The sequence below is a fragment of the Nocardioides sp. Root122 genome, assembly GCF_001425025.1.
Taxonomy (GTDB): Bacteria; Actinomycetota; Actinomycetes; order Propionibacteriales; family Nocardioidaceae; genus Nocardioides.
This window is the reverse complement of record NZ_LMDE01000011.1, coordinates 19,199-45,994: the sequence shown is the minus strand read 5'-3', so window position 1 is coordinate 45,994 and position 26,796 is coordinate 19,199. Positions and strand designations below refer to the sequence as shown.

Genomic DNA, 26,796 nt, shown 5'->3' with positions numbered 1-26,796 from the left:
ACGACCACAACCTGCGTACGACGGCTCCTGCCCGCCTGGCTCTGCCCCGAGCGGCTGACTTCTGGTCGTCCGACGCGCCGGTTGACGGCTACCCGACGTGGATCAGCTTGGTGTCGACGCTGGGCCCGTTGCCCTCGGCACCGCCGCTGGGGTCGTCGGTCTCGCACTGGAGCACGACGTCTCCCGTCCCCGCGTCGGCCAGCGGGAGCTCGACCTCGAACGGGAAGAGCCGGTCCTCCATCCAGCCCTCGGCCTGGTAGGCCGCGAGGGCCACCTCCTGGTCGCCCGCCAGCAGGCGGCACGGGCCGCTCGCCTCGAACGAGTTGGCCACGCCGGTGACCGTCAGGGTGTCGCCGGTGACCGTGGCGCCCTCGGCGGGCGAGGTGATGTTCACCAGGCTCAGCGTGCGCAGCGCGCTCACCTGCTCGAAGGGCGCGTCGGCTCGCAGGCCGAAGATGCGCGGGTCGCTGCCGCCGCGCGTGAGCTGCACCGGGAGGCGCTCCTGCTGCACGCCCTGCAGCGTGTAGACCAGCTGCTGGACGGCCAGCCTCGCCGCACGCTTGGACATGCCGTCGGGGCGCTCGGTGAAGGCGTCGGACGGGATGTCGACCACCAGCACGCCGTCGGCAGCACGGGCCGAGGTGATCTCGACCTGCGGCCACAGGGTGCGGTAGTCGGGGTCGTCGGGCTCCCCGCCTCCGGCCACGAGGCGCGCTGCCTCGGTCAGCGGGTCGCCCGTCACCCGGTGGAACTCACGGAACAGCACCGGCCGACCGCCCGGCCCGTCCCCGACGTAGTAGACGGGCACGGCCGTGCTCGCCGGCTCGGACGGCTCGGACGACGCCGAGGCGGAGCCGGACGTCGGCTGCTCGGACGGCTCCTTCGAGGACGAGGGGCGCGGCTTCTTCGTCGGCGCGGACGTATCGCCCGACACCGGCACCGGGTCGTCGGACGAGCAGGCGGCGAGCGCCACGCTGCCGGCCACGAGCGCCGCGGCGCCCGCCCAGCGGCGTACGCGCGCGGGGGTGCGCGCAGAGGGGAAGGTCATGCGCGTCACGGTAGTTGGACGCGTGTCCCTGCCGATCCCTCCCACGCCGCGGGCGTCAGACCCTAGGCTGGACGGATGAGCGACAGGTCGGACGACTGCATCTTCTGCACCATCGTGGCCGGGGGGATCCCGGCCGACGTCCTGGGCCGCAACGACCACGCGATCGCGATCAAGGACCTCCACCCGCAGGCGCCCTTCCACGCGCTGGTCATCCCGCACGCCCACCACGAGAACGCCGCCGCCTCCGCGGCCGCCGACCCCGCCACGCTCGGGCACCTGGTGAGCCTCGCCGACGAGGTCGCGCGCGCAGCCGGCAACCCCGACTACCGGCTGATCGCCAACACCGGCTCCGGTGCCGGCCAGACCGTCTTCCACACCCACCTCCACGTGCTCGGCGGCTCATCCCGCATGACCGAGTCCCTGATCTGATCGAGACACCGATGCCTCGCACCCGCTCCCGTGCCCTCGCCGCTCTCCTGGCCACCGGGCTCCTGGCGCTGACCGCCTGCAGCGGTTCGGGCTCGGACGGCGCCGACGCCGACGACCGCGCCACCCAGCCGACCGAGCAGGCGAGCACCTCGCCGAGCGCCGAGGACGCCGCCGCCGAGGAGCACGGTCACTACGCCGAGCCCGCGAAGGCGCGACCGCTGCGCGCAGGCGAGTCGCGTACGACGATCGCGATGCCGGGCAGCTACACCCCGTCGGCCCCCTACGGCACCGGCACCGACGACTACCGCTGCTTCCTCCTCGACCCGGAGCTGCAGAAGGACACGTGGCTGACCGGCACGCAGGTCCTTCCCGGCAACCCCGAGGTGGTGCACCACGTGATCCTGTTCCGGGTCCCGCCGGAGCAGGTCGCGGCGGCCGAGGCCAAGGACGCCGCCGAGGACGGCGAGGGGTGGACCTGCTTCGGAGGCACCGGCCTCGACCAGTTCCAGAACGTCGACGACGCCGCCTGGATCGGCGCCTGGGCGCCCGGCGGCAAGGAGTCGGTCGTCAAGCCCGGCTACGGCATGCGCCTGGCCAAGGGCAGCCGGATCGTGATGCAGGTCCACTACAACCTGCTCGCCGGCGTCGCTCCCGACACGTCCGCCGCGCAGCTGCGGCTGGCTCCCGGCAAGCGGCGCTACCAGGCGCTGCACACGATGCTCCTGCCTGCGCCCGTCGAGCTGCCGTGCCGGGCCGCCCACGACGACGGACCGCTGTGCGACCGCGACGCGGCGCTCGCGGACGTCAAGGAGCGCTTCGGTGCCGAGGGCAACACCGCCGACCTGCTCCACCTCCTCTGCGGCACGAAGCCACAGCCGGGCGAGGTGCAGTCGTGCGTGCGGACGCTCGCCGAGCCGATGACCATCCACGGCGTGGGCGGTCACATGCACCTGTTGGGGCGCTCGATCACGATCGAGGTGAACCCCGGGACACCCCAGGCGAGGACCATCCTCGACATCCCCGTCTGGGACTTCGACGACCAGGGCAGCACGCCCATCGCACCGATCCACCTCGACGCCTTCCAGCAGGTGAAGGTGACGTGCCGCCACGTGCAGTGGCTGCGCGACAAGCTCCCGTCCTTCGACGGCCAGCCCGACCGCTACGTCGTCTGGGGCGAGGGCACCACCGACGAGATGTGCCTGGGCCTGCTGCAGATCACCCGCCCCTGACGCCCGGCAGGGCCCGGGCGGTGGCGAACCGGGTGGGCCGGACGCCGCCTGCTCGGTAGCATGGAGGGGCTCTGCCATCGACCCGGAAGGCCGCCCGTCACGGGCATCCATGACTGACACGACCCCACAGGTGCGACCGACCCACACCGTCGTCGTACCCAACAGCATCGACATGGTCTCGGTCCTCGGTCCGGGCGACGAGCACCTCCGGCTGATCGAGCGGGCCTTCCAGGCCGACGTGCACGTGCGTGGCAACCGCATCACGCTGACCGGCGAGTCCGCCGAGGTGGCGATGGCCGAGCGGCTGCTCGACGAGGTCGTGACCCTCGTGCGCACCGGCCAGGGCGTCACCAGCGAGACCGTCGAGCGGATCATCCAGATGCTGCGCACCGAGACGCAGGAGCGCCCGGCCGACGTGCTGAGCCTCAACATCCTGTCCAACCGCGGCCGCACGATCCGACCCAAGACGCTCAACCAGAAGCGCTACGTCGAGTCGATCGACAAGCACACGATCACCTTCGGCATCGGCCCGGCCGGCACCGGCAAGACCTACCTGGCGATGGCCAAGGCCGTGCAGGCGCTGCAGGCCAAGGAGGTCAACCGCATCATCCTGAGCCGCCCGGCCGTCGAGGCGGGGGAGCGGCTCGGCTTCCTGCCCGGCACGCTCAGCGAGAAGATCGACCCCTACCTGCGCCCGCTCTACGACGCGCTGCACGACATGGTCGATCCCGAGACGATCCCCAAGCTGCTGGCCGCGGGCACCATCGAGGTGGCGCCGCTGGCGTTCCTGCGCGGTCGCTCGCTCAACGACTCCTTCATCATCCTCGACGAGGCGCAGAACACCACGCCGGAGCAGATGAAGATGTTCCTGACCCGCCTGGGCTTCGGCTCGCGGATCGTCGTCACCGGCGACACCAGCCAGGTCGACCTCCCGTCGGGCACCAAGTCCGGCCTCCGCGTCGTGGAGGGCATCCTGGACGGCGTCGAGGACATCTCCTTCTGCCGCCTGACCGGCACCGACGTCGTACGCCACCGGCTGGTGGGTCGGATCGTCGAGGCCTACGAGGTCTTCGACGCCGACAACCAGCGCACGCCCGCGGGCCCGAAGAAGGCCGAGCGGGGGCCGCGATGAGCATCGAGGTCCTCAACGAGTCCGGCGTCGACCTCGACGTGCGCCGGCTGTCGCGGCTCGCGCGCTTCGTCATGGACGAGATGCGGGTGCACCCGCAGGCCGAGCTGTGCATCAAGGCCGTCGACGAGGACACCATCGCCGGGCTCAACGGGCAGTGGATGGAGAAGGAGGGCCCCACCGACGTGCTCGCCTTCCCGATGGACGAGCTGCGGCCGGGCAAGGTCAACGAGGAGCCCGAGGAGGGCGTCCTCGGCGACCTGGTGCTGTCGCCGTCGGTCGCCGAGCGGCAGGGCGTCGAGGCCGGCCACGGCCGCGAGGCGGAGATCGACCTGCTCACGGTGCACGGCATCCTGCACCTCCTCGGCTACGACCACGCCGAGCCCGAGGAGCATGCCGTGATGTTCGGCCTCCAGGACGAGCTGCTCGGGAAGTGGCGCTCCACTCCGGACCCCTCCTGAGATGACCTCCTGACATGACCGCCGACATCTGGCAGCTCGGGTCGGCGGCGGTGCTGGTCCTGCTCGCAGGACTCTTCTCGGCCGCCGACGCCGCGCTCAACGGCTTCTCCCGCGCCCGCGCCGAGGAGCTCAGGGCCGAGGGCCGTCCCGGCGCCGCGCGCCTGGTGCTGCTCCTCGACGACCCTCCCCGCTACCTCAACACCGCGCTGCTGCTGCGGCTGCTGTGCGAGATCAGCGCCATCGTGCTGGTCGCCACCTGGGCCCGCGACGCCTTCCACGGCGACCTGCTGCCGACGGTGTCCACCACGATCGGCGTGATGCTGGTCGTCTCGTTCGTCGCGATCGGCGTCGCGCCGCGCACGGTGGGCCGCCAGCACGACGTGAAGGTCGCGCTGCTCTCGGCCGGGCCACTGTCGATGGTGACCACGATCCTCGGCCCGATCCCGGCCCTGCTGATCATGCTCGGCAACGCCATCACGCCGGGCAAGGGCTTCAGCGAGGGGCCGTTCTCCACCGAGACCGAGCTGCGCGAGCTGGTCGACCTCGCCGAGGCGTCCGCGGTCATCGAGTCCGGCGAGCGCAGGATGATCCACTCGGTCTTCGAGCTCGGTGACACGATCACCCGCGAGGTGATGGTGCCGCGGCCCGACGTGGTCTACGTCGAGCGCCACAAGAACCTGCGCCAGACGCTCTCGCTGTTCCTGCGCAGCGGCTACTCCCGCATCCCGGTCATCGACGAGAACCTCGACGACATCGTCGGCATGGCCTACCTCAAGGACCTCGTCCGCCGCGACTTCGAGGCGCCCGACGTGGAGTTCACCCAGCGGGTCGACGAGGTGATGCGCCCGGTGCACTACGTCCCGGACTCCAAGCCCGTCGATGCCCTGCTCAGCGAGCTCCAGGCCCGCCGGCAGCACATCGCCGTCGTCGTCGACGAGTACGGCGGCACCGCCGGCCTGGTCACCATCGAGGACGTCCTGGAGGAGATCGTCGGCGAGATCACCGACGAGTACGACGCCGAGGAGGTCGAGGTCGAGCACCTCGAGGGCGGGGCCATCCGGGTCTCCTCGCGCTACCCGGTCGACGACCTCGACGAGCTGGTCGGCTTCGACGTCGAGGACGACGACGTCGACAGCGTGGGCGGCCTGATGGCCAAGCACCTGGGCAAGGTCCCGATCCCCGGCTCGGTCGTGGAGTGCCACGGCCTCCGGCTCGAGGCCGAGCGGGCGACGGGGCGCCGCAACAAGATCGAGACCGTGCTCGTCACGGTGCTGGGCGACGACGACGCCGCCGCGGACGACGCCCACCCGGGCGTCAACGCCTCCGGCCGCTGACCAGCACGTACTCCCACCGCATCCGTCCCGACGCGTCGCGGAACTCCGCCGCGAGCCCGTCGAGGGCCGCGTCGAGCTCAGCCGTCCGCGCGGGCTGGTCGGCCAGTCCGCGGTAGGCGACGAGGGTCGGGCCGTAGTTGTCGCGGAAGTAGGTGCGGAAGTCGCCCGGACCGGCGAACACGTCCACGTCGACGTACGCCCGTCGGTGCTCGAGGGCCTCGACCCGGTCGCCGAGCAGCGCACGCACGTGCGCCTCGTCGCCCCAGAGCGGTGGGGGCTGCACGCCGGCCGGCGGCGGCGGCACGAACTCCTTCATCGTCGCGAAGAGCCGCCCGACGAAGCCCTCCGGCGTCCAGCTGGCCAGCCCGAACCGGCCACCGGGTCGCAGCACGCGCAGCAGCTCGTCGGCCGCCGCCTGGTGGTGCGGCGCGAACATCACGCCCACCGTGCTCACCACCACGTCGTACGACGCCTCGGGCCAGGGCAGTGCCTCGGCGTCGGCGACCGTCCACTCGATGTCGAGCCCCGGGTGCCGGGTGCGGCCCAGGTCGAGGAGCTCGGGGGTCAGGTCGGAGGCGACCACGCGCGCGCCGGCGCGGGCGGCCGGGACGGCGGCGTTGCCGGTGCCGGCCGCGACGTCGAGCACCCGCTCGCCCGGGATGATCCCCAGGGTGGAGACCACCCGGTCGCCGAGCATCGGGATGATCTCGTCCGCGACCCGGTCGTAGTGGCCGGCGGCCCACATGGTCCGGTGCTTCTGCTTGAGGGCCGCGTCCTCGTCGAGGGTCGCTGCCACGGTCTGACTGGTCATGCCGGCTCCTTCCAGAGCGCTTCGAGGTGGTGCCGAGGACGCTAGGAGGCGCCGCGCGCGGCGGCGAGTGAACGATCTGTACCACCGCGTGCGGGCGGCGTAGCGTGCCGTCATGGGCGCCAGCTACAGCCAGTTCTGCCCCGTCGCGAAGGCCATGGAGCTGCTCGACGAGCGCTGGACGCTGCTCGTCGTGCGCGAGCTGGTGGTCGGCAGCGAGCACTTCAACGAGCTGCGTCGCGGCCTGCCGAGGATGTCGCCCACCCTCCTCTCGCGCCGGCTCCAGCAGCTGGTCCGCGCCGGCGTGATCACCCGCGAGGAGACCGATGGCGAGGTGCGCTACCGGCTCACCGAGGCGGGTGAGGAGCTGCGTCCGGTCGTGGAGGCGCTCGGCACGTGGGGGACCCGCTGGATCCCCGACCTCGCCGATCCCGACCTCGACCCCAAGCTGCTGCTGTGGGACATGCACCGCAACGTCGACCACGGCCGGGTGCCGGCCCGCCGGACCGTGCTGGCCTTCGAGTTCGACGACGTCGAGGTCGACCTGGCGCGCTGGTGGCTGGTGATCTCCTCGGGCGACGTCGACGTGTGCGACGACGACCCCGGCGACGAACCGGTCGCCTCCGTGCAGACCTCCCTCCGCACGCTCACCGAGGTGTGGCGCGGCGACAAGGCCTGGAGCGCGGCCCGCGGTGACGGCTCGGTGCGCGTGGTCGCGAGCAGGGAGGTCGCCGCCGCCCTGCCGGGATGGTTCCTGCTCTCGCCCTTCGCCGGCGTCCCGCGCCCGCTCACTAGGCTGGCGCCATGAACGACCTGTCGGCCGACCTCAGCCCCGAGGACGCCAAGCTGGTGACCCTGGCGCGGGCCACCCGCGCCCGTGCCCGATCGCGCGAAGGAGCTGCGGTCCGCGACCTCGACGGCAGGACCTACGCCGCCGCGAGCACCCGGCTCCCGCACCTGCGCCTGTCGGCGCTGGAGGTGTGCGTCGCCATGGCGCTCTCGTCGGGCTCCACCGGGCTCGAGGCCGGGGTCGTGCTCACCGACGGCGACCTCACGGACGTCCACGCCGCGAGCGAGTTCGCCGGTGCCGGCGTGCCGATCCTGGTCGGCGACCCGGCCGGTCGGATCCACACGCGGTCCAGCACGCACGCCCACTGACCCCCTCCGCCGACGGCGGTCGGCAGTGGCGCACGCCACAACGCCCTCGCCAAGGCGCGCCCGCACTCGCTAGCGTGGCACCGTGGGCATGCCGCTGGGGTGGGACGAGCACGAGCGCGGCGTGGCACGGCTCCGTGAGTCCTACGCCGCGCTGCCACCCGGGGCACCCGTCCGGCTGGCCAAGCGCACCAGCAACCTCTTCCGTGGCCGGCCCGAGCCCGGCACCGGCCTCGACGTCAGCGGCCTCCAGGGCGTGATCGAGGTCGACGGCGACGTCGCCGAGGTGCAGGGCATGTGCACCTACGAGCACCTGGTCGAGGCGACGCTCGCCCACGGGCGCATCCCCCTCGTGGTGCCCCAGCTGAAGACGATCACCCTCGGCGGTGCGGTCACCGGTCTGGGCATCGAGTCGACCAGCTTCCGCAGCGGCCTGCCGCACGAGTCCGTCCTCGAGATGGACGTCGTCACCGGCTCCGGCGAGATCGTGACGACCAAGCCGGGAGACGACCTCTTCGACGCCTTCCCCAACTCCTACGGCTCCCTCGGCTACGCCACCCGGCTGCGCATCGAGCTCGAGCCCGTCCCGGCCTACGCCGCCCTCCGCCACGTCCGCTTCGACGACGCCGCGACGCTCGCGGGCGCGGTGGCGCGGATCGTCGACGAGCGGGAGTGGGCCGGCGAGCGCGTCGACGGCCTCGACGGCGTCGCGTTCTCGCCCGACGAGCTCTACCTGACGCTCGCCCGCTGGACCGACGAGCCCGGCCCCACGAGCGACTACACCGGCCAGCAGGTCTACTACCGCTCGCTCCAGCAGCGCACCACCGACCGCCTGACCGTCCACGACTACCTCTGGCGCTGGGACACCGACTGGTTCTGGTGCTCGCGGGCCTTCGGTGCCCAGCACCCGCTCGTCCGTCGCGTCTGGCCGCGCCGGCTCCGCCGCTCCGACGTCTACTGGAAGCTCGTGGCGCTCGACCGGCGCTTCGGCATCGGCGACCGGCTCGACCGGCGAGCGGGACGGCCGCAGGGCGAGCGCGTCGTGCAGGACGTGGAGATCCCGGTCGCCCGCCTCGCGGAGTTCCTCGAGTGGTTCGACCGCGACGTCGGCATGCGCCCGGTGTGGCTGTGCCCGCTGCGGCTGCGGCGCCAGGGCGAGGACCGGCCGTGGCCCGGCTACCCGCTGACCAGCGGCACCACCTACGTCAACGTGGGCTTCTGGGGCGTCGTCAACGTCGGGCCCGAGGCTCCCAGCTCCCCGCGCAACCGCGCGATCGAGGCGAAGGTCACCGAGCTCGGCGGCCACAAGAGCCTCTACTCCGAGGCGTTCTACGAGCGCGAGGAGTTCGACCGCCTCTACGACGGCGCCCACCTGGCGCGTGTCAAGGCGGTGCACGACCCCGACGACCGACTGACCGACCTCTACGACAAGGTGGTGGGACGACGATGAGTCTCCTCTCCGGCCCGAACCGGGCTGCTGCCCCTGCGCGGATGTCCATCGGCGACGCGATGGACCGGCTGGTGCGAGGAGGGCTGCCCGTGCGCTTCACGGCGTACGACGGCAGCAGCGCCGGCCCGGTCGACGCGCCGTTCGGCCTCGACCTGCGCACCGAGCGCGGCCTGGCCTACCTGATGACCGCACCCGGCGACCTCGGCATGGCGCGCGCCTACGTCAGCGGCGACCTCGACTTCTCCGGCGTGCACCCCGGCGACCCCTACGACGCGATGGCGCTGCTCAAGGACCACACCAAGTTCCGCCTGCCGTCGCCGAGCGAGGCCGTCAACATCGCCCGCAGCCTCGGCCTGCACCACCTGCGCCCGCCGGCCCCGCCGCCGCAGGAGCACCTGCCGCGCTGGCGCCGTGCCGTCGAGGGGCTGCGGCACTCGATGACGCGCGACGCCGACGTGATCTCCCACCACTACGACGTCTCCAACCGGTTCTACGAGCTCGTGCTCGGCCCGTCGATGGCCTACACCTGCGCGCTCTACGAGACGCCCGACGCCACGCTCGAGGAGGCGCAGGCGGCGAAGTTCGACCTCGTCTGCCGCAAGCTCGCCCTCCAGCCGGGCCAGCGGCTCCTCGACGTCGGCTGCGGCTGGGGGACCATGGTCCGGCACGCCGCCCGCGAGTACGGCGTCAAGGCACTCGGCGTGACGCTCTCGCTCGAGCAGGCGCAGTGGGCCAAGGAGGCGATCGACCGCGAAGGGCTCGGCGACCTGGCTGAGGTGCGTCACCTCGACTACCGCGACGTGGTCGAGAACGGGTTCGACGCGGTGAGCTCGATCGGCCTCACCGAGCACATCGGCGTGCGCAACTACCCGTCGTACTTCGCCCAGCTGCGCGACCGGCTCAAGCCCGGCGGGCGGCTGCTCAACCACTGCATCACCCGCCCGCACAACCGTCGCCAGGAGACGGGCGCCTTCATCGACCGCTACGTGTTCCCCGACGGTGAGCTGATCGGCTCGGGCACGATCATCACCGCCGCGCAGGACGTCGGGCTGGAGGTGCAGCACAGCGAGAACATCCGGATGCACTACGCCTCCACGCTGCGCGACTGGAACCGCAACCTCGTCGACAACTGGGACGAGTGCGTCGCCGAGGTGGGGGAGGGCACCGCGCGCGTGTGGGGCCTCTACATCGCCGGCTCGCGCATCGGCTTCGAGCGCGACGAGGTCGAGCTGCACCACGTCCTGGCCACGCGCAACCACGCCGACGGGCGCTCCGATTTCCCGATGCGACCCGACTGGTGAGTGATCGATAGCCTGACCCCGTGAGCACCCGGTCAGCGCAGTTCGAGGCACGCGTCGCGCGACGTGAGCCGCTGACCGACCACCTCGTGCGACTCGTGCTGGACGGGGTCGAGGGGTTCGAGAGCACCGGCGTCCCCGACGAGTGGGTCGGCCTGGTGGTGCCCGGTCAGTTCCAGAGCCGCTACTACACCGTGCGCTCGCACGGTCCCGGCGAGCTCACCCTCGACGTGGTCGTGCACGACGTCGGGCTGGTCACCGAGTGGGCGATGCGCGACTGCGTCGGCGACACGGTGACGATCACCGAGCCCAAGGCCTCGTTCGACCCCCCGCCCGGCGCGGGCTGGCTGCTGCTGGTCGGCGACCTCACGGCGATGCCGGCGATCGCCCGCATCGTCGAGACCCACCCCGAGCTGGCGACGTACGTCGTCGCGGAGGTGCCCGACGACCTGTCCGGCTACCTCCCCGACAGCGCCGACGTCACCTGGCTCCAGCCCCCGGCAGCCGGCCAGAGCGCCCTCGCCCGGGTCGTCGAGGGCATCGACTGGCCGGACGGGGAGGGCTACTTCTGGATGGCCGGCGAGTCCGCGCAGATGCGCGCGATCCGCAAGCACCTGATGCGCGAGGTCAAGCTGCCCACCAGCCACTACGACGTGATGGGCTACTGGCGCGCCACCGCCGCCCGGCAGCCGCGTGCGGTCGATCCGGGCCCGGTCTGGCGCGCCGGCAAGGCGGCAGGGAAGAGTGACGAGCAGATCTGGGCGGAGTACGACGCGGCGCAGGAGGCGAGCGATGGCTGACGAGCACGACCACCGGCACGACGAGGACCAGGAGCCCACGCAGGCACCGGACGACGAGCTCGACGACGACGAGCTGGACGACGACGAGCTGGACGACGACGAGCTGGACGACGACTTCGACCTCTCGGGCGTCGCCCCGGCCGGCGCGTTCTACCAGGCTCCCGAGGGCTTCCGGAGCGGCTTCGCCTCCTTCGTGGGGCGGCCCAACGCGGGCAAGTCGACGCTCACCAACGCCCTGGTCGGCCAGAAGATCGTCATCACCTCGTCCAAGCCGCAGACCACCCGCAACGTGGTGCGCGGCATCGTGCACCGCCCCGACGCGCAGCTGATCCTCGTCGACACCCCGGGCCTCCACCGGCCGCGCACGCTGCTCGGCGAGCGGCTCAACGACCTGGTGCGCACGACGTGGGCCGAGGTCGACGTGGTCGCGGTCTGCTTCCCCGCCAACGAGAAGATCGGACCCGGTGACCGGTTCCTGGTCACCGAGCTGGCCAAGGTGCGGCGTACGACCCGGATCGCCGTGGCGACGAAGACCGACCTGGTCACCCCCGAGCAGCTGGCCAACCACCTGATGGACATCGCCGCGCTGGGCGAGGAGACCTCGACGGAGTGGGCCGAGGTCGTGCCCGTCTCGGCGGTCGCCGGCGACCAGGTCGACCTGCTCGCCGACCTGCTCGTGGGGCTGATGCCCGAGGGGCCGCCGCTCTACCCCGACGGCGACCTCACTGATGCCCCCGAGGAGGCGCTGGCCGCCGACCTGATCCGTGAGGCGGCGCTGGAGGGCGTGCGCGACGAGCTGCCCCACTCCATCGCCGTGGTGGTCGAGGAGATGGGCCTGCGCGAGGGCCGTCCCGACGACAAGCCGCTCCTCGACATCGTGGCCAACCTCTACGTCGAGCGCGACTCCCAGAAGGGCATCATGATCGGCCACAAGGGCTCCCGCCTGCGGTCGGTCGGCACTGCGGCGCGCAAGCAGATCGAGGCGCTCCTCGGCACGCCGGTCTACCTCGACCTCCAGGTCAAGATCGCCAAGGACTGGCAGCGCGACCCGCGCCAGCTCCGCAAGCTCGGCTTCTGACCCGCTGAGCTAGGCCGGGACCCAGCAGATCCCGTAGTGGCGTCCGGCGGCCCACTGCTCGGCGGTCGGGATCTCCTGCGACCAGCTGAAGTCGAGCGGGTCGCCGGCCCGCGAGCGCGCCGCGTCACGGCACGGTGCGTCCATGCGGTCGGCGATCTCCCCGCGCGGGGGGAGCTTGCGGCCGGGGATGTCGACGGTCGCCACCGCGACCCAGGCGTGCTTCGCGCTGCAGGTGACGCGCCGGAAGGCGCGGGTGCCGGGCGCTGCGGTCCCGCACATCGCGACGGCGGGTGCGCCGCCCCAGCCCTGGGTACGGCGCGGGAGGCGCAGCAGCTTCTTCTCCGACGCGACCACGACGACGTCGCACCGGAACCAGTCGGCCCCGGCCTCGGCCCGATGCGGGCTCGGGGTGAACCAGACGGCCTGCGCCATGCTGAGCCGCAGCTCGCGCGGGCTGCGCCCGAGGTGGCGGGGGAGCCGTGAGGTGCAGGCCTCGCGGGCCTGTCGCTGGGCAGCGCGCGAGTCGACCCGCCGCGCCCGTCCGGCCTTGGTGGCCAGCTCGAGGCGACCGACGAGGAACGTCTCGGCCGTGTGACCCCTGCGGCAGGGGACCGGCTCGGTGCGCCCGACCACCGACACGGCCTGGCGGAACGTCAGGTCGTGGCACTCGCCGACCTTGGGCCGCGGGCCGGGGTCGGGCGGCGTGGTCTCGGCCGGGGACGAGGACGGTGAGGCGGCCGGCGACGGGTCGGCGTCGGGCTCGGCGCTGTCGGACGTGCACCCGGACAGCGCGAGGACCAGGCCGAGGGCGGCGGCGAGCGTGCGCAGCATGCTCATCCCTCCATCAGCAGGGCCGCGAGCGTCCCGCCCAGCTCGTACGCCGACTCCTGCTCCGTCGTGCCGACGTCACCCAGCACCTCCAGGACGGGGGCGGCCTGGCGCCAGGGCAGGGCGCCGACGATCGACTGCACCGAGCGCACGGCGCCCGTCGTGTCGTAGCGGCCGTGGACGTAGAGACCGAACGGCCGTTTCCCGCCGTCGGCCGACGCGGCGGACCCGTCGTCGGTGAGGGCGCCGCCCGCCTCGAGGAAGATGGTGTCGAAGAAGTGCTTGAGCGCGCCGCTCATGTAGCCGAAGTTGGCGGGGGTGCCGAGCAGGTAGCCGTCAGCGCCGAGCACGTCCCCCGCCCGCGCATCGAGTGCCGGGCGGACGACCACCTCGACGCCCTCGATCGCCTCGTCCGAGGCCCCGGCGACGACGGCCTCGGTCAGCGACCGGACCGACGGTGTGGGGGAGTGGTGGACCACCAGCAGACGGGGCATGACGAGAGCCTACGAGGCGAGTACCGTCGAGGGTCGTGAGCTTCGAGGTGGCGGGTGACGCGTACGACCGGTTCATGGGTCGCTACTCCAAGCCGTTGGCGGCACGGTTCGCCGACTGGCTGGAGGTCGGTGGCGGGCAGCGCGCCGTCGACGTCGGGTGCGGCCCGGGCGCGCTGACCGAGCAGCTGGTCGCGCGGGTGGGTGCCGAGCACGTGGCGGCCATCGACCCGTCGGAGCCCTTCGTGGCCGCGTGCCGGTCGCGCTTCCCCGGCGTCGACGTGCGGCAAGGGGCCGCGGAGTCGCTGCCCTACGACGACGACGCCTTCGACGTCGCAGCGGCGTGCCTGGTGGTGCACTTCATGACCGACCCCGTCGGTGGCCTCGGCGAGATGAAGCGGGTCACGAGCGCCGACGGCTGGGTCGGCGCGACGGTCTGGGACCTGGCCGGCTCCCGGGCCCCGATGGCGCCGCTGTGGGAAGCGGTCGCCGAGGTCGCCCCCGAGCACCCCGACGAGCGCGACTTCCAGGGCGGGTCCCGTGCCAGCCTGGTGTCGGTCCTCGAGGGTGCCGGCCTGCGCGACGTCGAGGCGACGGAGCTGGCGGTGACCGTCACCCACCCGACGTTCGAGGAGTGGTGGGAGCCCTACCAGCACGGTGTGGGTCCCGCCGGGGAGGCCATCGCCGCCCTCGGCGAGGAGCGCCGGGCCCGGGTCGAGGAGGTGCTGCGCCGCAACCTCGGCGCGGGACCGTTCGACCTCACCGCGGTGGCGTTCGCCGCCCGCGGACGGGCGTAGGCACACGATCCCTGCGTCTCATCCCGCGGGAGACCGGGCGCGCGTCGTGCGCATCGGGGCTACTCTGGTCGCGTCATGATGCGCAGCCTCCTCCTTCGCCGCCGCAACGAGGCCTAGACCCGGCCCCCTCGTTGCGGAGTGTGGCGCGTGCCGGTCGCCCCAACCGCCACCGAGCAGGAGCAGGACCCATGACCAACCTGAGCAACACCACCAACCAGCAGGGCACGAGCCCCATGCCGTTCGCCCGCTACACCCCGTTCGTGCCCGTCGACGTGCCCGACCGCACCTGGCCGACCCGGAAGGTCGAGAAGGCGCCGCGCTGGCTCTCCACCGACCTGCGCGACGGCAACCAGGCACTGATCGACCCGATGACGCCGGCCCGCAAGCTCACCATGTTCGAGCTGCTGGTCTCGATGGGCTACAAGGAGATCGAGGTCGGCTTCCCCAGCGCGAGCCAGACCGACTTCGACTTCGTGCGCAAGCTCGTCGAGGAGGACCGGATCCCCGACGACGTACAGATCTCGGTGCTGACGCAGGCGCGTGAGGACCTCATCGAGCGCACCGTCGACTCCCTCGTCGGGGCACCGCGGGCCACGATCCACCTCTACAACGCGACCGCGCCGCTCTTCCAGCGCGTGGTCTTCAACGTCACCCCCGACGAGTGTCGCAACATCGCGGTCCGCGGCACCGAGATGGTGATGAAGTACGCAGAGGAGCGGTTGGGCGCGATCGTGGGCAGCCAGGACTTCGGCTACCAGTACAGCCCCGAGATCTTCACCCAGTCCGACACCGACTTCGCCCTGAGCGTGTGCGAGGCCGTGTCCGACGTCTGGCAGCCGGAGGCGGGGCGCGAGATCATCCTCAACCTGCCGGCCACGGTCGAGATGTCGACCCCGAACACCTACGCCGACCAGATCGAGTACTTCGGCCGCGGGCTGACCCGGCGCGAGCACTCCGCGATCAGCCTGCACCCGCACAACGACCGCGGCACCGCGGTCGCGGCCACCGAGCTGGCCCTGATGGCCGGCGCCGACCGGGTCGAGGGCTGCCTGTTCGGGCACGGTGAGCGCACCGGCAACGTCGACCTGGTGACCCTCGGCATGAACCTCTTCAGCCAGGGCATCGACCCGCAGATCGACTTCGGCGACATCGACGAGGTGCGCCGCACCGTCGAGTACTGCACCAACCTGCCGGTCCACCCGCGCCACCCCTACGCCGGCGACCTCGTCTACACCGCCTTCTCCGGCTCCCACCAGGACGCCATCAAGAAGGGCCTGGAGGACCTGGACGCGAAGGCCGCCGCGCTGGGCGTGGAGGTCGGCGAGCTGCCGTGGGAGGCGCCGTACCTCCCCATCGACCCCAAGGACGTGGGTCGCACCTACGAGGCCGTGATCCGGGTCAACAGCCAGTCGGGCAAGGGCGGCGTGGCCTACGTCCTGAAGTCCGAGCACAAGCTCGACCTGCCCCGCCGCGCGCAGATCGAGTTCAGCCGGGTCGTGCAGCAGCACACCGACACCGAGGGCGGCGAGATCACGCCCGAGGAGATCTGGGCGGTCTTCCGCGCCGAGTACCTCGACCGCGAGGTGCCGCTGAAGCTCAACTCCGTGCACACCTCCAGCGCCGCGGGGGAGAAGGACCAGCTCACCGTCGGCGTGTACGTCGACGGCGAGCGGCGCGAGCTCTCCGGGGAGGGCAACGGCCCGATCGCCGCCTTCGTCGACGCCATCTCCGCCGTGGGCCACGACGTACGCGTCCTGGACTACGCCGAGCACGCCCTCTCGGCCGGCGGCGACGCCATCGCCGCGGCCTACGTCGAGTGCGCGGTCGGGGACAAGGTGCTGTGGGGCGTGGGGCTCGACGCCAACATCGTCACCGCCTCGCTCAAGGCCGTGATCAGCGCGGTCAACCGGGCCTGACGAGCGGCCGGGCCGCTTTCGTACCCTTCTCAGGCCTCCCTCACAGCAAGCGCACAGCAAGGGTGCCGAACGTAGAGGCATGACAGTGATCGAGGCCTCCCGGGCTCCGCACCCGGTCCCTCCGCGGGCCACCACCTCCCGGGCACACGCCGACCAGCTGGTGCGGACCGTGTCCACGGTGGCCCTCGGAGGCGCACTGGCCCTCGTCAGCACCTGGTGGGCCGCCGACGGCGGCGTCCGGGCGCTGGTGAGCTGGGCCACCTCCCTCACCTCCGTGGGGCAGTGGACCGGCCTCGTCGCCTCGGTGCTCCTGCTGGTGCAGGTGCTGCTGATGGCGCGGCTGCCGCTGCTGGAGAAGTCGTGGGGCCAGGACCGGCTGGTGCACCTGCACCGCTGGATCGGCTTCTCGTCCTTCACCCTGATGCTGGCCCACATCGTGCTCATCACCTGGGGCTACGCGGCCGGGCAGCTGCTCCAGACGCCCGCGATGCTGTGGCAGCTGGTGCTCGACAGCCCCGGCATGCTGCTCGCGGCCGCCGGCACCGCCGCGCTGGTGATGGTCGTGGTGACCAGCCTCCGGGCGGCACGGCGCCGCCTGCGGTACGAGTCGTGGCACCTGATGCACCTCTACGCCTACCTCGGCGTCGGGCTGGCGCTCCCGCACCAGCTCTGGACCGGCGCGAGCTTCACGTCGTCGCCCGGCCGCACCCTGTTCTGGTGGTCCGCATGGGGGACCACCGCCGCGGCCGTGGTCGTGTGGCGGGTGCTGCTGCCGCTGGTCCGCACCCTGCGCCACGAGCTGGTGGTCGCCGGGGTCGTCCACGAGTCGCACGACGTGGTCACGGTCCACCTGACCGGCCGCCACCTCCACCGGATGCGGGTCGCGCCGGGCCAGTACTTCAACTGGCGCTTCCTGGACCGCGAGGGCTGGACCCGCGCCAACCCGTACTCGATCTCCTCGGCGCCCGACGGACGGCACCTGCGGGTCACCATCAAGCACGCCGGCGACGGCAGCAGCGCGGCCTCCCGGCTCACCCCGGGCAGCCGGGTCGCCGTCGAGGGACCGTATGGCAGGCTCACCCCGCGGGTCCGCACCCAGCGCAAGGTCGCGCTGATCGGCGCCGGCGTCGGCATCACCCCGCTGCGCTCGCTGGCCGAGGGCCTGGAGTACGCCCCGGGAGAGGCGGTCCTGCTGCACCGCTGGACCAGCGAGCCGCTCTTCGCCGGCGAGCTCGCGCACCTCGCCTCGGTCCGCGGCCTGCAGGTCGTCGACCTCCCGGGCCGCCGCCGGCACCCCGACTCCTGGCTGGGCGACGCCCCGCTCGTCGACGACACGACGCTCCTGCACGGCTGGGTCCCCGACCTCGCCGAGCGCGACGTGTGGGTCTGCGGCCCGGCGCCGTGGGCCGACGCGGTCCGCCGCAGTTGCCTGGCCCTGGGCGTCCCCGCCCGGCGCATCCACGTCGAGAGCTTCGGGTGGTGAGCGGGATGCGACGCATCATCACCTGGGCCTCGACCACCGTCGCCATGCTGGTCCTCCTCCTCGGCTACCACACCTCCACCTCCTCCACCGTCGCCGGACAGGTCGCCGACACCGTGATCTCCTCGGGCTCCGTCGCGGGCTCGGGATCCGGGTCGGGCACGACCACCTCGGGTGGGACCGGTGGGTCCGGCTCCTCCTCGGGGGCGGGGTCGTCCGGCTCCTCGGGCTCGTCCGGGTCGGGCTCCTCGGGCTCCTCCGGCTCCTCCGGGTCCAGCTCCTCGGCCACCCAGGTCACCGGCAGCCTCGTGCAGACCCGGTACGGCCCGGTGCAGGTCCAGCTTGCCGTCAGCGGCGGCAAGGTCACCAGCGCCTCGATCCTGCAGTACCCGTCGGGCGACCCGCAGAGCTCGCAGATCAGCAACTACGCGCTGCCGGTCCTCGCCGACGAGACGGTGTCGGCGCAGAGCGCCTCCATCGACATGGTGAGCGGCGCGACCTTCACCAGCACCGGCTACATCCAGTCGCTGCAGAGTGCGATCGACCAGGCGGGGCTGTGAGCACCGCTACCCGGCCCCGCACGACGCGGCAGGTGGCCCACGTGATGGGGATGCCGATCAGCCTGGCCCTCCGGGGCCGCCACGCGACGACGGCTGCGGGGGAGCGCGCCTGGCTGGAGGCGGTCGCCACGCTGCGCGACGTCGACCGGGTGTTCTCCACCTACCGCGCCGACTCGCACGTGAGCCGGCTCGACCGCGGAGAGATCGGCCTGGCCGAGTGCCCGCCGGAGGTGGCCGAGGTGCTCGCGATCGGCGAGGTCGCGCGGGTGCAGTCCGGCGGCGCCTTCGACGTACGCCGACCGGACGCGACTGGCAGGCTCGCGCTGGACCCGAGCGGGGTGGTGAAGGGATGGGCGGTCGAGCGGGCGGCCCGCAGCCTGCTCCGGCTCGAGGACACCGACGTGTGCCTGTCGGCCGGCGGCGACATGGTCTGCCACGTCGCCGACCCGCACCGCGACCCGTGGCTGGTCGGCATCGAGGACCCGCACGACCCCACCCGGGTGGTGGCCCGGGTCCCGGTCCGCGAGGGCGCGATCGCCACCTCCGGTGCCGTGCACCGAGGTGCGCACATCGTCGACGCCCGGACCGGCAGCACCGCGACGGGCGTCGCGCAGGTCACCGTCGTCGGCGCCGACCTCACCTGGGCCGACGTCGACGCCACCGCGGCGTACGCCCTCGGCGCGGGCGCCTTGGCCTGGCTCAGCTCCCGGCCGGGACGCACCGGCCTCGTGGTCTGGGACGACGGGCGCTGCGAGACGTTCGGCCGGGCGGCCTGAACGGGCGCTACATTCCCTCCATGTTGGTGAGCGAGCGGATCGGACAGTTCTTCGTCGAGTCCGACGGCGGCCGCGACCGGCTCGAGTACACCGAGTACGGCTCGGGCGACCAGTGGGTGGTGCTGCTGCACGGCCTGCTCATGCCGCGCCGGATGCAGCAGCCGCTGGCGCGCGCGATGGCGGCGCAGGGCCTGCACGTCGTCACCCTCGACCTGCTCGGGCACGGCCGCTCCGACCAGCCCGCCGACCCACTGGTCTACTCGATGACCGCCTTCGGCGAGCAGGTCGTCGCGCTGCTCGACCACCTCGGCGCCGAGCAGGCGGTCATCGGCGGCACGTCGCTGGGGGCCAACGTCTCGCTCGAGGTGGCGGTCATCGCGCCGGAGCGGGTCAAGGGGCTCATCGTCGAGATGCCCGTGCTCAACAACGCCCTGGTGGCCGGCATCCTGGCGTTCGTCCCGGTCATGCTCGCAGCGCGCTACCTGCCCTTCACCGCCAACTCCCTGCAGAAGCTGGCCCGGTCGGTTCCCCGCGGCGTCGTGCCGTTCTGGGCGGGCATCGGGCTCGACACCGTCGACCACCGCGCCGACTCGATCGCCGCGGTGCTGCACGGCGTGATCTTCGGCCGCATCGCCCCGTCGTCGCGGCTGCGCCGGCAGATCCAGGCCCCCGCCCTGGTGGTCGGACACCCGATCGACCCGATCCACCCCTTCGTCGACGCCGACATGCTGGCGGCCGAGCTGTCGCACGTCCGGATCGAGCGGGCCTCGTCGATCCTGGAGTGGCGCTTCCGCCCCGAGCGGCTCACCGCGGCGGCGACCGATTTCGCCCAGGACTGCTGGCACGACACGCCGGCTCCCCGGGCCGCGCGCTCGCGGAAGCGCTGACCACGCGGGACCGCCGAATCGCTGACGCCCGCACCCGGCTGCAGCAGGGTGGGTGGGGGAGAATGGCCGGGTGCCCCTCTACCGCGACGAGGCGGTCGTGCTCCGCACCCACAAGCTGGGCGAGGCCGACCGCATCATCACCCTGCTGACGCGTCAGCACGGGCGGGTGCGCGCGGTGGCCAAGGGCGTGCGGCGTACGACGTCGCGCTGGGGCTCGCGGCTGGAGCCGTTCACGCACGTCGACCTCCAGCTCGCCGAGGGACGCAGCCTCGACGTGATCACCCAGGCCGAGACGCTGGACCCCTTCCACGCCCGGCTCGGCCTCGACTACGACCGCTACACCGCCGGCACGGTGATGCTCGAGACCGCGGAGCGGCTCGTCACCGAGGAGAAGGAGCCGGCGGTCCAGCAGTTCCTGCTGCTGGTCGGCGGGCTGCGGGCGATGTCGGGAGGGGAGCACCCCGCCAAGCAGGTCCTCGACTCCTACCTCCTCCGCTCGCTGTCCGTCGCCGGCTACGCCCCGTCGTTCGACCACTGCGTCCAGTGCGGCGTCGAGGGCCCGCACCGGTTCTTCAACCCCTCCGCCGGTGGCGTGATGTGCGCCTCCGACAAGCTCCCCGGCTCGGCCACGCCGGCGCCGGAGACGGTCCGGGTGCTCGGTGCGCTCCTCGTCGGCGACTGGCCGGTCGTGCACGCCGCCGACCCGCGACACCTCCGCGAGGCCAGCGGCCTCGTCGCGGCCTACCTCGCCTGGCACCTCGAGCGCGGCCTGCGCTCGATGGCCTACGTCGAGCGCTGAACCCGCCCCGCGGTAGTCCCCTACGTTCTGCACGGCGGCGTACCAGAACGTAGGGACCACCCCGCGAACCGTGGCGCTGGTGCGCAGCGCGGGACGGGGTCGACGCACGGGTCGCTGTCGACGCCCCACCCCGGCGCCGCCCTAGGCTGTGACCGTGAAGCGACAGGTGAAGCCGCCGACCCCGCACACGAGCGGTGCGACGCCCCCGCCGGTGCCGAAGGACCTCGTGCCCGAGCACGTCGCGATCATCATGGACGGCAACGGCAGATGGGCCAAGGAGCGCGGGCTGCCGCGCACCAAGGGGCACGAGCAGGGCGAGCACACGCTCTTCGACGTCGTCGAGGGCGGCATCGAGATCGGCGTGAAGGCGATCTCCGCCTATGCCTTCTCCACCGAGAACTGGTCGCGCTCGCCCGACGAGGTGCGCTTCCTGATGGGCTTCAACCGTGACGTGATCCGCCGCCGTCGCGACGAGATGCACGAGCTCGGGGTGCGCGTGCGCTGGGCGGGCCGGGCACCGCGGCTGTGGAAGTCGGTGATCAAGGAGCTCCAGGTCGCCGAGGAGATGACCAAGGACAACGACGTCCTCACCCTGACCATGTGCGTCAACTACGGCGGTCGCGCGGAGCTCGCCGACGCCGCGCGGTCGATCGGCCGCGAGGTGGCAGCCGGCCGGCTCAACGCCGACAAGATCGACGAGAAGACCTTCGCCCGCCACCTCTACGTCCCCGAGCTGCCCGACGCCGACATGGTGTGGCGGACGTCGGGTGAGCAGCGCCTGTCCAACTTCATGCTGTGGCAGGCGGCCTACAGCGAGATGGTCTTCACCGACGTGCTCTGGCCCGACGTCGACCGGCGGCACCTGTGGTCCGCGATCGAGACGTACGCCGGCCGGGACCGGCGCTACGGTGGCGCGGTCCCCAACCAGCCCTCCTGACCGCCCGCCCGACCCTCAGCGACAGGCCGGGCAGGTCCCGAAGATCTCCAGCGTGTGGCTGATGTCCGCGAACCCGTGCTCCTGCGCGATGGCGTTGGTCCAGCGCTCGACCGCCGGCCCCTCGACCTCGACGGTGGCGCCGCAGCTGCGGCACACCAGGTGGTGGTGGTGCGTGTCGGAGCAGCTGCGCCAGATCGCCTCGCCGTCCTCGTTGCGCAGCATGTCGACCTCGCCGGCGTCGGCCAGCGCGGCGAGCGTGCGATAGACGGTGGCCAGCCCGACCGAGTCGCCCTGCTGGGTGATCAGGTCGTGGATCTCCTGGGCGCTGCGGAAGTCGTCGAACCCGGCGAGGGCGGCAGCGACCGCGCGGCGCTGGCGGGTCGGACGGACCGTCGGCCTGGCCACCGGCTGGCGGTCGTCAGTGCTCGTCATAGTGCTCTCCGTGCACGGCGTGCCGGTGGCCGTCGTGGACGTAGTCGACGTGGTCCGCGTGCGGGACGGCGCGGTGGCCGCAGTCCTGGCCGTGGGCGTGCGGGTGCTCGTCGGTGACGGTGTGGGTCTCGTCCACGACGCTGGGGAAGGGCGCGAGCAGCCGGCGCCGGCGGCGCAGCCACACGCCGATGGGCCACGTCGAGGCGAACATCGCCAGTGCCAGCAGCACGATCGTCGGGCCCGGGGCCACGGTCGCCCGGAAGGACAGGGCAGCGCTGAGCAGCAGCCCGCCGAGGGCGGCGACCACGCCGACGACCATCGCCCCGGTGAGCGTCGTACGGAAGGAGCGGGCGAGCTGCTGAGACGTCGCCACCGGCACGACCATCAGCGCCGAGACGAGCAGCAGGCCGACCGTGCGCATCGCCACCGTGACCGTGACGGCGGCCAGCACGGCGACCAGCAGGTTGTAGGCGCGGACGCGCAGCCCGGCGACCCGTGCGAAGTCGGGGTCGCTGGACACCGCGAACAGCTGGGGGAGCAGGCCGAGCGTGGTGAGCAGGAGCACCACCGTGAGGCCGAGGGTGAACCAGACGTCGCCCGCCGAGATGCTGGTCAGCGAGCCGAAGAGGTACTCCTGCAGGCGCGCCGCGCCCTGGCCGGCGAGACCGGTGATCAGCACGCCGCCGGCGAGACCGCCGTAGAAGAGCAGGGCGAGGGCGACGTCGCCGTTGGTGTGGCCGCGCTCGCGGATCACCTCGATCAGCACGGCACCGAGCACCGCCACGACGACGGCGGTCCACGTCGGGGACGCGCCGGTCAGCAGGCCGATGGCGACGCCGGTGACGGCGACGTGGCCGATGCCGTCGCCGAGGAGGGCCAGCCGCCGCTGCACGAGGAAGGTGCCGATGGCGGGAGCGGCGAGACCGGTCAGCAGGGCCGCGACGAGCGCGCGCTGCATGAACGGCAGCGAGAAGAGGGAGAGGAAGTCGCTCATCGTCCGCCTCCGAGCTCGTCCAGCGGCGAGCCGACGTGGGGGACGTGGTCGTGGGTGCCGGCAACGGTGTGGTGGTGGTGTCCGTCGTCGCCGAGGACGGCCGGTCCGGAGTGGGCGACCCGTCCGTCGCGCATCACGATCGCGCGGTCGATCAGCGGCTCCATCGGGCCGAGCTCGTGGGCGACGAGCACGATCGTCGCGCCGCGCGACTTCAGCACGCCGAGCGCGTCGGCGAGCGCGTGCTGGTTGGCGAGGTCGACGCCGGCGGTGGGCTCGTCGAGCACGAGCAGGTCGGGCTCGCCTGCCAGGGCGCGCGCGATGAGGGCGCGCTGCTGCTGCCCGCCGCTGAGCTGGGAGATCCCGTGCTGGGCACGGTCGGCGAGGCCGACGACGTCGATCGCGTCCGCGATGGCCTTCCGGTCCTGCCCCGACAGCGGGCGGAAGAGGCGGCGCCGGGTGATCCGGCCCGAGGCGACGACCTCCCACACCGTCGACGGCACCCCACTGCTCGCGGTCGAGCGCTGCGGGACGAACCCGACGCGATGCCAGTCGCGGAAGTCGGCGTACGGCGTGCCGAAGAGGCGCAGCGACCCCGACGCCAGCGGCAGCAGGCCGGTGATCGCGCGCACGAGCGTCGACTTGCCCGAGCCGTTGGCGCCCATCAACGCCAGGAACTCGCCGGGTGCCACGGTGAGGTCGATGCCGCGGAGGATCGGCCGGCCGCCGATCGCGACCGACCCCTGGCGCACCTCGACGGGCGAGGCCGCCTCGGGGCTCACTGGCATGCGTTGGCCTTCCGGAGCGCGTCGAGGTTCTCTCCCATGAGCGAAAGGTAGTCCTCGTCGGCGGTCTCGTCGGAGAGGCCCTCGATCGGGTCGAGCACCTCGGTCTCGAGCCCGAGGTCGCCGGCCAGCGAGTCGGCCATCTTGCTGCTGGCCAGGCGCTCGGAGAAGACGGTCGTGATCCCGTCCGTGCGGATCAGCTCCTGGAGCCGGGCGAGGTCGGCCGGCGTGGGCTCGGCGTCGGGGGAGAGGCCCGCGATCGCCTCGAACTCGAGGCCGTAGCGCGCCAGGTAGGAGAACGCCTCGTGGCTGACGACCGTGGTGGTGCGCTCGCAGGAGGCCAGCCCGGCGGCGTACTCCCGGTCGAGCGCCTCGAGGTCGCCGCGCAGGTCCGCGGCGTTGTCGGAGTACGTCGTCGCGTTGTCGGGGTCGATCTCACCGAGCTGGTCGGCGACGGCGTCACCGAGGTCGGCCATCAGCAGGGGGTCCTGCCAGAAGTGCGGGTCGAGGTCACCGTGCTCGTGCCCGGCCTCCTCGTGCTCGTGCTCGTGCTCCGAGGCGGACATCAGGTCGATCACCTCGGCCGCGTCGACGACGGCGGCGTCCGGGGCGTTGGTCTGCACCGTCTCGTCCACGGCAGGCTGGAAGTCGTGCTCGAGGACCACCAGGTCGGCCTCGGCCACCGCGGCCGTCTGCTTGATGTCCAGCGAGAGGTCGTGCGGCTCCGTGCCGGGGCCGGTGAGGTTCTCGACGCTCCAGGCGTCGCCCGCCACCCGACCCGTCACCCAGGCCAGCGGATAGAACGCCGCAACGGCCGAGCGACCATTCCCGGCGCTGTCGGCGGACCCACCGCAGCCCGCAAGGAGGAGGGCCGAGGTGAGGACGGTGGCGAGGGCGAGGGGTCGGGCAACAGACGACATGAGAACGATTCTCACTGCTGTTGAGAACCATTGTCAAACCCGTCCCGGCATAGGGTGGTTCCCGTGCTCGTCGTGACCCGCCTCCGTACGCCCTCGCCCGACGCGGCCGCTGGGAGTGAGCTGCGCGCCGGCCTGCTGCACGCCCTCGGGATCCTGGCGGCCAAGCCCGGCTACGTCGGGGGAGACGTCGGGCGCAACGTCGACGACCCGTCGCTGTGGGTGCTCACCACGCGCTGGGAGAACGTCGGGTCCTACCGGCGGGCGCTCGGCTCCTACGAGAGCAAGATGCACATCCAGCCGCTGATGGTCCACGCCCTCGACGAGCCCAGCGCCTACGAGGTCGTCGAGGAGGGGACCGACCTCAACGAGGCACACCCCCGGTCGTTAGGCTGAGCGCTCGCACGAGCCGGCAGCCAGCCGGCCCGGACATGCCCCATGCAGAAGGACTTCCACCGTGGCCAAGCCCGCTCCGACCGCCCTGGACAACGTCGTCTCCCTCGCCAAGCGGCGAGGCTTCGTCTTCCCCTGCGGTGAGATCTACGGCGGCACCAAGTCCGCCTGGGACTACGGCCCGCTCGGCGTGGAGCTCAAGGAGAACATCAAGCGCCAGTGGTGGAAGTTCATGGTCACCCGCCGCGACGACGTGGTCGGCCTGGACTCCTCGGTGATCCTGCCGACGCGCACGTGGGAGGCCAGTGGCCACCTGAGCACCTTCAGCGACCCGCTCGTGGAGTGCCAGTCGTGCCACAAGCGCTTCCGCGAGGACCACCTCCAGGAGGACTACGCCGCCAAGAAGGGCATCGACGACCCCGACACGGTCGACATCAACGACTCGGTCGCCTGCCCCAACTGCGGCACCCGCAACGCGTGGACCGCGCCGCGCAACTTCAACATGATGCTCAAGACCTACCTCGGCGTGATCGAGGACGAGTCGGGCCTGCACTACCTCCGTCCCGAGACCGCGCAGGGCATCTTCCTCAACTTCGCCAACGTGGTGACCTCGAGCCGTCAGAAGCCGCCCTTCGGCATCGCCCAGATGGGCAAGAGCTTCCGCAACGAGATCACGCCCGGCAACTTCATCTTCCGCACCCGCGAGTTCGAGCAGATGGAGATGGAGTTCTTCGTCAAGCCCGGCGAGGACGACGAGTGGTTCCGCTACTGGATCGAGGAGCGCACCCGCTGGTACGTCGACCTCGGCATCAACCCGGACAACCTGCGCCACTACGAGCACCCGCAGGAGAAGCTCTCCCACTACTCCAAGGGCACGACCGACATCGAGTACCGCTTCGGCTTCTCCGGGCGTGACTTCGAGGAGCTCGAGGGCATCGCGAACCGCACCGACTTCGACCTCAAGCAGCACAGCGAGTTTTCCGGCAAGGACCTGTCCTACTACGACCAGGCCGCCGACGAGCGCTACATCCCCTACGTCATCGAGCCCGCCGCCGGTCTCACCCGGTCGCTGATGGCGTTCCTCATCGACGCCTACACCGAGGACGAGGCGCCCAACACCAAGGGGGGCGTCGACAAGCGTGTCGTGCTCAAGCTCGACCCGCGCCTCGCCCCGGTCAAGGTGGCGGTGCTGCCGCTGAGCCGCAACTCCGATCTCTCGCCCAAGGCCAAGGCGCTCGCCGCCGAGCTGCGACAGAACTGGAACGTCGAGTTCGACGACTCCGGCGCGATCGGCCGCCGCTACCGCCGCCAGGACGAGATCGGTACGCCGTTCTGCGTGACCGTCGACTTCGAGACCCTCGACGACAACGCGGTCACCGTCCGCGAGCGCGACACCATGGGCCAGGAGCGGGTCAGCCTCGACGGCATCTCGGCGTACTTCGCGGAGAAGCTGCTCGGCTGCTGAGTTTGATTGCGCTCGCTCCTCTCGCGCGTGCTCGGCGCCCCTGAAGACGTCGTCTTCCCTCGTCGCTCCCGAGCTGTCTCGCTGCGCTCGTCGCGCTCGCTCGCTCGTCGGTCCAGACGACGT

General features: G+C 72.2%; 29 protein-coding genes. 21 read left to right on the top strand and 8 right to left on the bottom strand.

The features are described 5' to 3' along the window. Positions 1 to 88: 88 nt before the first annotated feature. Positions 89 to 1,048, bottom strand: coding sequence for a Gmad2 immunoglobulin-like domain-containing protein (locus ASC64_RS13005; protein ID WP_056907980.1), 960 nt, complete (start codon positions 1,046 to 1,048; stop codon positions 89 to 91). Between the two features lie 75 nt (positions 1,049 to 1,123). Here ASC64_RS13005 and ASC64_RS13000 point away from each other — a divergent pair, with 75 nt between their 5' ends. The 5 genes from ASC64_RS13000 to ASC64_RS12980 all read left to right on the top strand — a co-directional run bounded on the left by ASC64_RS13000 (position 1,124) and on the right by ASC64_RS12980 (position 5,630). After that, positions 1,124 to 1,477: an HIT domain-containing protein gene (locus tag ASC64_RS13000; RefSeq protein WP_056907979.1), complete on the top strand. Its 354-nt coding sequence runs from the start codon at positions 1,124 to 1,126 to the stop codon at positions 1,475 to 1,477. Positions 1,478 to 1,488: 11 nt separating this feature from the next. Next, positions 1,489 to 2,706, top strand: coding sequence for a hypothetical protein (locus ASC64_RS12995; protein WP_056907978.1), 1,218 nt, complete (start codon positions 1,489 to 1,491; stop codon positions 2,704 to 2,706). A gap of 109 nt (positions 2,707 to 2,815) precedes the next feature. Continuing rightward, entirely contained in the window at positions 2,816 to 3,838 is a 1,023-nt protein-coding gene (locus ASC64_RS12990; RefSeq protein ID WP_056907977.1) for a PhoH family protein, read from the top strand. Then, positions 3,835 to 4,296 (top strand): rRNA maturation RNase YbeY, encoded by a 462-nt coding sequence (gene ybeY / locus ASC64_RS12985; RefSeq protein WP_056907976.1) that lies wholly within the window; start codon positions 3,835 to 3,837, stop codon positions 4,294 to 4,296. The genes ASC64_RS12990 and ybeY overlap by 4 nt, the downstream gene beginning before the upstream one ends. Positions 4,297 to 4,310: 14 nt before the next feature. After that, on the top strand, positions 4,311 to 5,630 hold the full coding sequence (locus tag ASC64_RS12980) for a hemolysin family protein (protein WP_056907975.1): 1,320 nt from the start codon (positions 4,311 to 4,313) through the stop codon (positions 5,628 to 5,630). On the opposite strand, the gene ASC64_RS12975 is transcribed toward ASC64_RS12980, so the two are convergent. Next, the gene (locus ASC64_RS12975; RefSeq protein ID WP_056907974.1) at positions 5,611 to 6,441 is read right to left on the bottom strand and encodes a class I SAM-dependent methyltransferase; all 831 of its coding nucleotides are present in this window, start codon (positions 6,439 to 6,441) and stop codon (positions 5,611 to 5,613) included. The genes ASC64_RS12980 and ASC64_RS12975 overlap by 20 nt on opposite strands. 112 nt (positions 6,442 to 6,553) lie before the next feature. On the opposite strand from ASC64_RS12975, the gene ASC64_RS12970 reads away from it, so the two are divergent. The 6 genes from ASC64_RS12970 to era all read left to right on the top strand — a co-directional run bounded on the left by ASC64_RS12970 (position 6,554) and on the right by era (position 12,219). After that, positions 6,554 to 7,246 carry a winged helix-turn-helix transcriptional regulator gene (locus tag ASC64_RS12970; protein WP_056907973.1) on the top strand — a complete coding sequence of 231 codons (693 nt, stop codon included), beginning with the start codon at positions 6,554 to 6,556 and terminating at the stop codon, positions 7,244 to 7,246. Further along, positions 7,243 to 7,596 (top strand): cytidine deaminase, encoded by a 354-nt coding sequence (locus tag ASC64_RS12965; RefSeq protein ID WP_200937745.1) that lies wholly within the window; start codon positions 7,243 to 7,245, stop codon positions 7,594 to 7,596. Before ASC64_RS12970 ends, ASC64_RS12965 begins: the two co-directional genes overlap by 4 nt. Positions 7,597 to 7,684: 88 nt before the next feature. Then, complete coding sequence (locus tag ASC64_RS12960) at positions 7,685 to 9,043, top strand: FAD-binding oxidoreductase (RefSeq protein ID WP_056908395.1); 1,359 nt, start codon at positions 7,685 to 7,687, stop codon at positions 9,041 to 9,043. Beyond that, positions 9,040 to 10,344: a class I SAM-dependent methyltransferase gene (locus tag ASC64_RS12955; RefSeq protein ID WP_056907972.1), complete on the top strand. Its 1,305-nt coding sequence runs from the start codon at positions 9,040 to 9,042 to the stop codon at positions 10,342 to 10,344. The genes ASC64_RS12960 and ASC64_RS12955 overlap by 4 nt, the downstream gene beginning before the upstream one ends. A gap of 20 nt (positions 10,345 to 10,364) precedes the next feature. Next, positions 10,365 to 11,141 carry a siderophore-interacting protein gene (locus ASC64_RS12950; protein WP_056907971.1) on the top strand — a complete coding sequence of 259 codons (777 nt, stop codon included), beginning with the start codon at positions 10,365 to 10,367 and terminating at the stop codon, positions 11,139 to 11,141. A gap of 73 nt (positions 11,142 to 11,214) precedes the next feature. After that, positions 11,215 to 12,219 carry a GTPase Era gene (gene era, locus ASC64_RS12945; protein WP_235563772.1) on the top strand — a complete coding sequence of 335 codons (1,005 nt, stop codon included), beginning with the start codon at positions 11,215 to 11,217 and terminating at the stop codon, positions 12,217 to 12,219. 9 nt (positions 12,220 to 12,228) lie between these two features. Here era and ASC64_RS12940 read toward each other — a convergent pair whose 3' ends face one another. Both ASC64_RS12940 and ASC64_RS12935 read right to left on the bottom strand, forming a co-directional pair. After that, positions 12,229 to 13,050 (bottom strand): septum formation family protein, encoded by an 822-nt coding sequence (locus tag ASC64_RS12940; protein ID WP_056907970.1) that lies wholly within the window; start codon positions 13,048 to 13,050, stop codon positions 12,229 to 12,231. 2 nt (positions 13,051 to 13,052) lie between these two features. Next, complete coding sequence (locus ASC64_RS12935; protein ID WP_056907969.1) at positions 13,053 to 13,541, bottom strand: flavodoxin family protein; 489 nt, start codon at positions 13,539 to 13,541, stop codon at positions 13,053 to 13,055. A gap of 35 nt (positions 13,542 to 13,576) precedes the next feature. On the opposite strand from ASC64_RS12935, the gene ASC64_RS12930 reads away from it, so the two are divergent. From ASC64_RS12930 to ASC64_RS12895, 8 genes are all read left to right on the top strand, one after another. Then, a complete protein-coding gene (locus ASC64_RS12930; RefSeq protein WP_056907968.1) occupies positions 13,577 to 14,335 on the top strand; it encodes a class I SAM-dependent methyltransferase in 759 nt (252 codons plus the stop codon). Between the two features lie 188 nt (positions 14,336 to 14,523). Then, positions 14,524 to 16,251 carry a 2-isopropylmalate synthase gene (gene leuA / locus ASC64_RS12925; protein ID WP_056907967.1) on the top strand — a complete coding sequence of 576 codons (1,728 nt, stop codon included), beginning with the start codon at positions 14,524 to 14,526 and terminating at the stop codon, positions 16,249 to 16,251. Positions 16,252 to 16,330: 79 nt separating this feature from the next. Continuing rightward, complete coding sequence (locus ASC64_RS12920; RefSeq protein WP_056907966.1) at positions 16,331 to 17,734, top strand: ferredoxin reductase family protein; 1,404 nt, start codon at positions 16,331 to 16,333, stop codon at positions 17,732 to 17,734. A gap of 5 nt (positions 17,735 to 17,739) precedes the next feature. Then, positions 17,740 to 18,291 carry an FMN-binding protein gene (locus ASC64_RS12915; protein WP_056907965.1) on the top strand — a complete coding sequence of 184 codons (552 nt, stop codon included), beginning with the start codon at positions 17,740 to 17,742 and terminating at the stop codon, positions 18,289 to 18,291. Continuing rightward, positions 18,288 to 19,067: an FAD:protein FMN transferase gene (locus ASC64_RS12910; RefSeq protein ID WP_235563737.1), complete on the top strand. Its 780-nt coding sequence runs from the start codon at positions 18,288 to 18,290 to the stop codon at positions 19,065 to 19,067. The genes ASC64_RS12915 and ASC64_RS12910 overlap by 4 nt, the downstream gene beginning before the upstream one ends. Before the next feature lie 20 nt (positions 19,068 to 19,087). Next, on the top strand, positions 19,088 to 19,954 hold the full coding sequence (locus ASC64_RS12905; RefSeq protein ID WP_082550455.1) for an alpha/beta fold hydrolase: 867 nt from the start codon (positions 19,088 to 19,090) through the stop codon (positions 19,952 to 19,954). A gap of 70 nt (positions 19,955 to 20,024) precedes the next feature. Beyond that, the gene (recO, locus tag ASC64_RS12900; protein WP_056907964.1) at positions 20,025 to 20,753 is read left to right on the top strand and encodes a DNA repair protein RecO; all 729 of its coding nucleotides are present in this window, start codon (positions 20,025 to 20,027) and stop codon (positions 20,751 to 20,753) included. Between the two features lie 154 nt (positions 20,754 to 20,907). Next, positions 20,908 to 21,690, top strand: coding sequence for an isoprenyl transferase (locus ASC64_RS12895; protein ID WP_056908391.1), 783 nt, complete (start codon positions 20,908 to 20,910; stop codon positions 21,688 to 21,690). A 15-nt stretch (positions 21,691 to 21,705) separates the two neighbouring features. Here ASC64_RS12895 and ASC64_RS12890 read toward each other — a convergent pair whose 3' ends face one another. Genes ASC64_RS12890 through ASC64_RS12875 form a run of 4 tightly spaced genes read right to left on the bottom strand, consistent with a single transcriptional unit; the run spans position 21,706 to position 24,818 of the window. Beyond that, positions 21,706 to 22,122 carry a Fur family transcriptional regulator gene (locus ASC64_RS12890; protein ID WP_056907963.1) on the bottom strand — a complete coding sequence of 139 codons (417 nt, stop codon included), beginning with the start codon at positions 22,120 to 22,122 and terminating at the stop codon, positions 21,706 to 21,708. Then, on the bottom strand, positions 22,109 to 23,116 hold the full coding sequence (locus tag ASC64_RS12885) for a metal ABC transporter permease (protein ID WP_056907962.1): 1,008 nt from the start codon (positions 23,114 to 23,116) through the stop codon (positions 22,109 to 22,111). Before ASC64_RS12885 ends, ASC64_RS12890 begins: the two co-directional genes overlap by 14 nt. Next, complete coding sequence (locus ASC64_RS12880; protein ID WP_056907961.1) at positions 23,113 to 23,901, bottom strand: metal ABC transporter ATP-binding protein; 789 nt, start codon at positions 23,899 to 23,901, stop codon at positions 23,113 to 23,115. Before ASC64_RS12880 ends, ASC64_RS12885 begins: the two co-directional genes overlap by 4 nt. Then, complete coding sequence (locus ASC64_RS12875; RefSeq protein ID WP_056907960.1) at positions 23,892 to 24,818, bottom strand: metal ABC transporter substrate-binding protein; 927 nt, start codon at positions 24,816 to 24,818, stop codon at positions 23,892 to 23,894. The genes ASC64_RS12880 and ASC64_RS12875 overlap by 10 nt, the downstream gene beginning before the upstream one ends. Positions 24,819 to 24,881: 63 nt before the next feature. Between ASC64_RS12875 and ASC64_RS12870 the strand changes: the two genes are divergently transcribed. Then, on the top strand, positions 24,882 to 25,211 hold the full coding sequence (locus ASC64_RS12870) for an antibiotic biosynthesis monooxygenase family protein (protein WP_056907959.1): 330 nt from the start codon (positions 24,882 to 24,884) through the stop codon (positions 25,209 to 25,211). A 61-nt stretch (positions 25,212 to 25,272) separates the two neighbouring features. Continuing rightward, positions 25,273 to 26,673 carry a glycine--tRNA ligase gene (locus ASC64_RS12865; RefSeq protein ID WP_056907958.1) on the top strand — a complete coding sequence of 467 codons (1,401 nt, stop codon included), beginning with the start codon at positions 25,273 to 25,275 and terminating at the stop codon, positions 26,671 to 26,673. The last annotated feature ends 123 nt before the right edge of the window (positions 26,674 to 26,796 follow it).

Coding starts and splice junctions, on each gene's coding strand:
- ASC64_RS13005 (WP_056907980.1), bottom strand. CDS start 1,048: ATGACCTTCCCCTCTGCGCGCACCCCCGCGCGCGTACGCCGCTGGGCG.
- ASC64_RS13000 (WP_056907979.1), top strand. CDS start 1,124: ATGAGCGACAGGTCGGACGACTGCATCTTCTGCACCATCGTGGCCGGG.
- ASC64_RS12995 (WP_056907978.1), top strand. CDS start 1,489: ATGCCTCGCACCCGCTCCCGTGCCCTCGCCGCTCTCCTGGCCACCGGG.
- ASC64_RS12990 (WP_056907977.1), top strand. CDS start 2,816: ATGACTGACACGACCCCACAGGTGCGACCGACCCACACCGTCGTCGTA.
- ybeY (WP_056907976.1), top strand. CDS start 3,835: ATGAGCATCGAGGTCCTCAACGAGTCCGGCGTCGACCTCGACGTGCGC.
- ASC64_RS12980 (WP_056907975.1), top strand. CDS start 4,311: ATGACCGCCGACATCTGGCAGCTCGGGTCGGCGGCGGTGCTGGTCCTG.
- ASC64_RS12975 (WP_056907974.1), bottom strand. CDS start 6,441: ATGACCAGTCAGACCGTGGCAGCGACCCTCGACGAGGACGCGGCCCTC.
- ASC64_RS12970 (WP_056907973.1), top strand. CDS start 6,554: ATGGGCGCCAGCTACAGCCAGTTCTGCCCCGTCGCGAAGGCCATGGAG.
- ASC64_RS12965 (WP_200937745.1), top strand. CDS start 7,243: ATGAACGACCTGTCGGCCGACCTCAGCCCCGAGGACGCCAAGCTGGTG.
- ASC64_RS12960 (WP_056908395.1), top strand. CDS start 7,685: ATGCCGCTGGGGTGGGACGAGCACGAGCGCGGCGTGGCACGGCTCCGT.
- ASC64_RS12955 (WP_056907972.1), top strand. CDS start 9,040: ATGAGTCTCCTCTCCGGCCCGAACCGGGCTGCTGCCCCTGCGCGGATG.
- ASC64_RS12940 (WP_056907970.1), bottom strand. CDS start 13,050: ATGCTGCGCACGCTCGCCGCCGCCCTCGGCCTGGTCCTCGCGCTGTCC.
- ASC64_RS12935 (WP_056907969.1), bottom strand. CDS start 13,541: ATGCCCCGTCTGCTGGTGGTCCACCACTCCCCCACACCGTCGGTCCGG.
- leuA (WP_056907967.1), top strand. CDS start 14,524: ATGACCAACCTGAGCAACACCACCAACCAGCAGGGCACGAGCCCCATG.
- ASC64_RS12920 (WP_056907966.1), top strand. CDS start 16,331: ATGACAGTGATCGAGGCCTCCCGGGCTCCGCACCCGGTCCCTCCGCGG.
- ASC64_RS12915 (WP_056907965.1), top strand. CDS start 17,740: ATGCGACGCATCATCACCTGGGCCTCGACCACCGTCGCCATGCTGGTC.
- ASC64_RS12905 (WP_082550455.1), top strand. CDS start 19,088: ATGTTGGTGAGCGAGCGGATCGGACAGTTCTTCGTCGAGTCCGACGGC.
- ASC64_RS12890 (WP_056907963.1), bottom strand. CDS start 22,122: ATGACGAGCACTGACGACCGCCAGCCGGTGGCCAGGCCGACGGTCCGT.
- ASC64_RS12885 (WP_056907962.1), bottom strand. CDS start 23,116: ATGAGCGACTTCCTCTCCCTCTTCTCGCTGCCGTTCATGCAGCGCGCG.
- ASC64_RS12880 (WP_056907961.1), bottom strand. CDS start 23,901: ATGCCAGTGAGCCCCGAGGCGGCCTCGCCCGTCGAGGTGCGCCAGGGG.
- ASC64_RS12875 (WP_056907960.1), bottom strand. CDS start 24,818: ATGTCGTCTGTTGCCCGACCCCTCGCCCTCGCCACCGTCCTCACCTCG.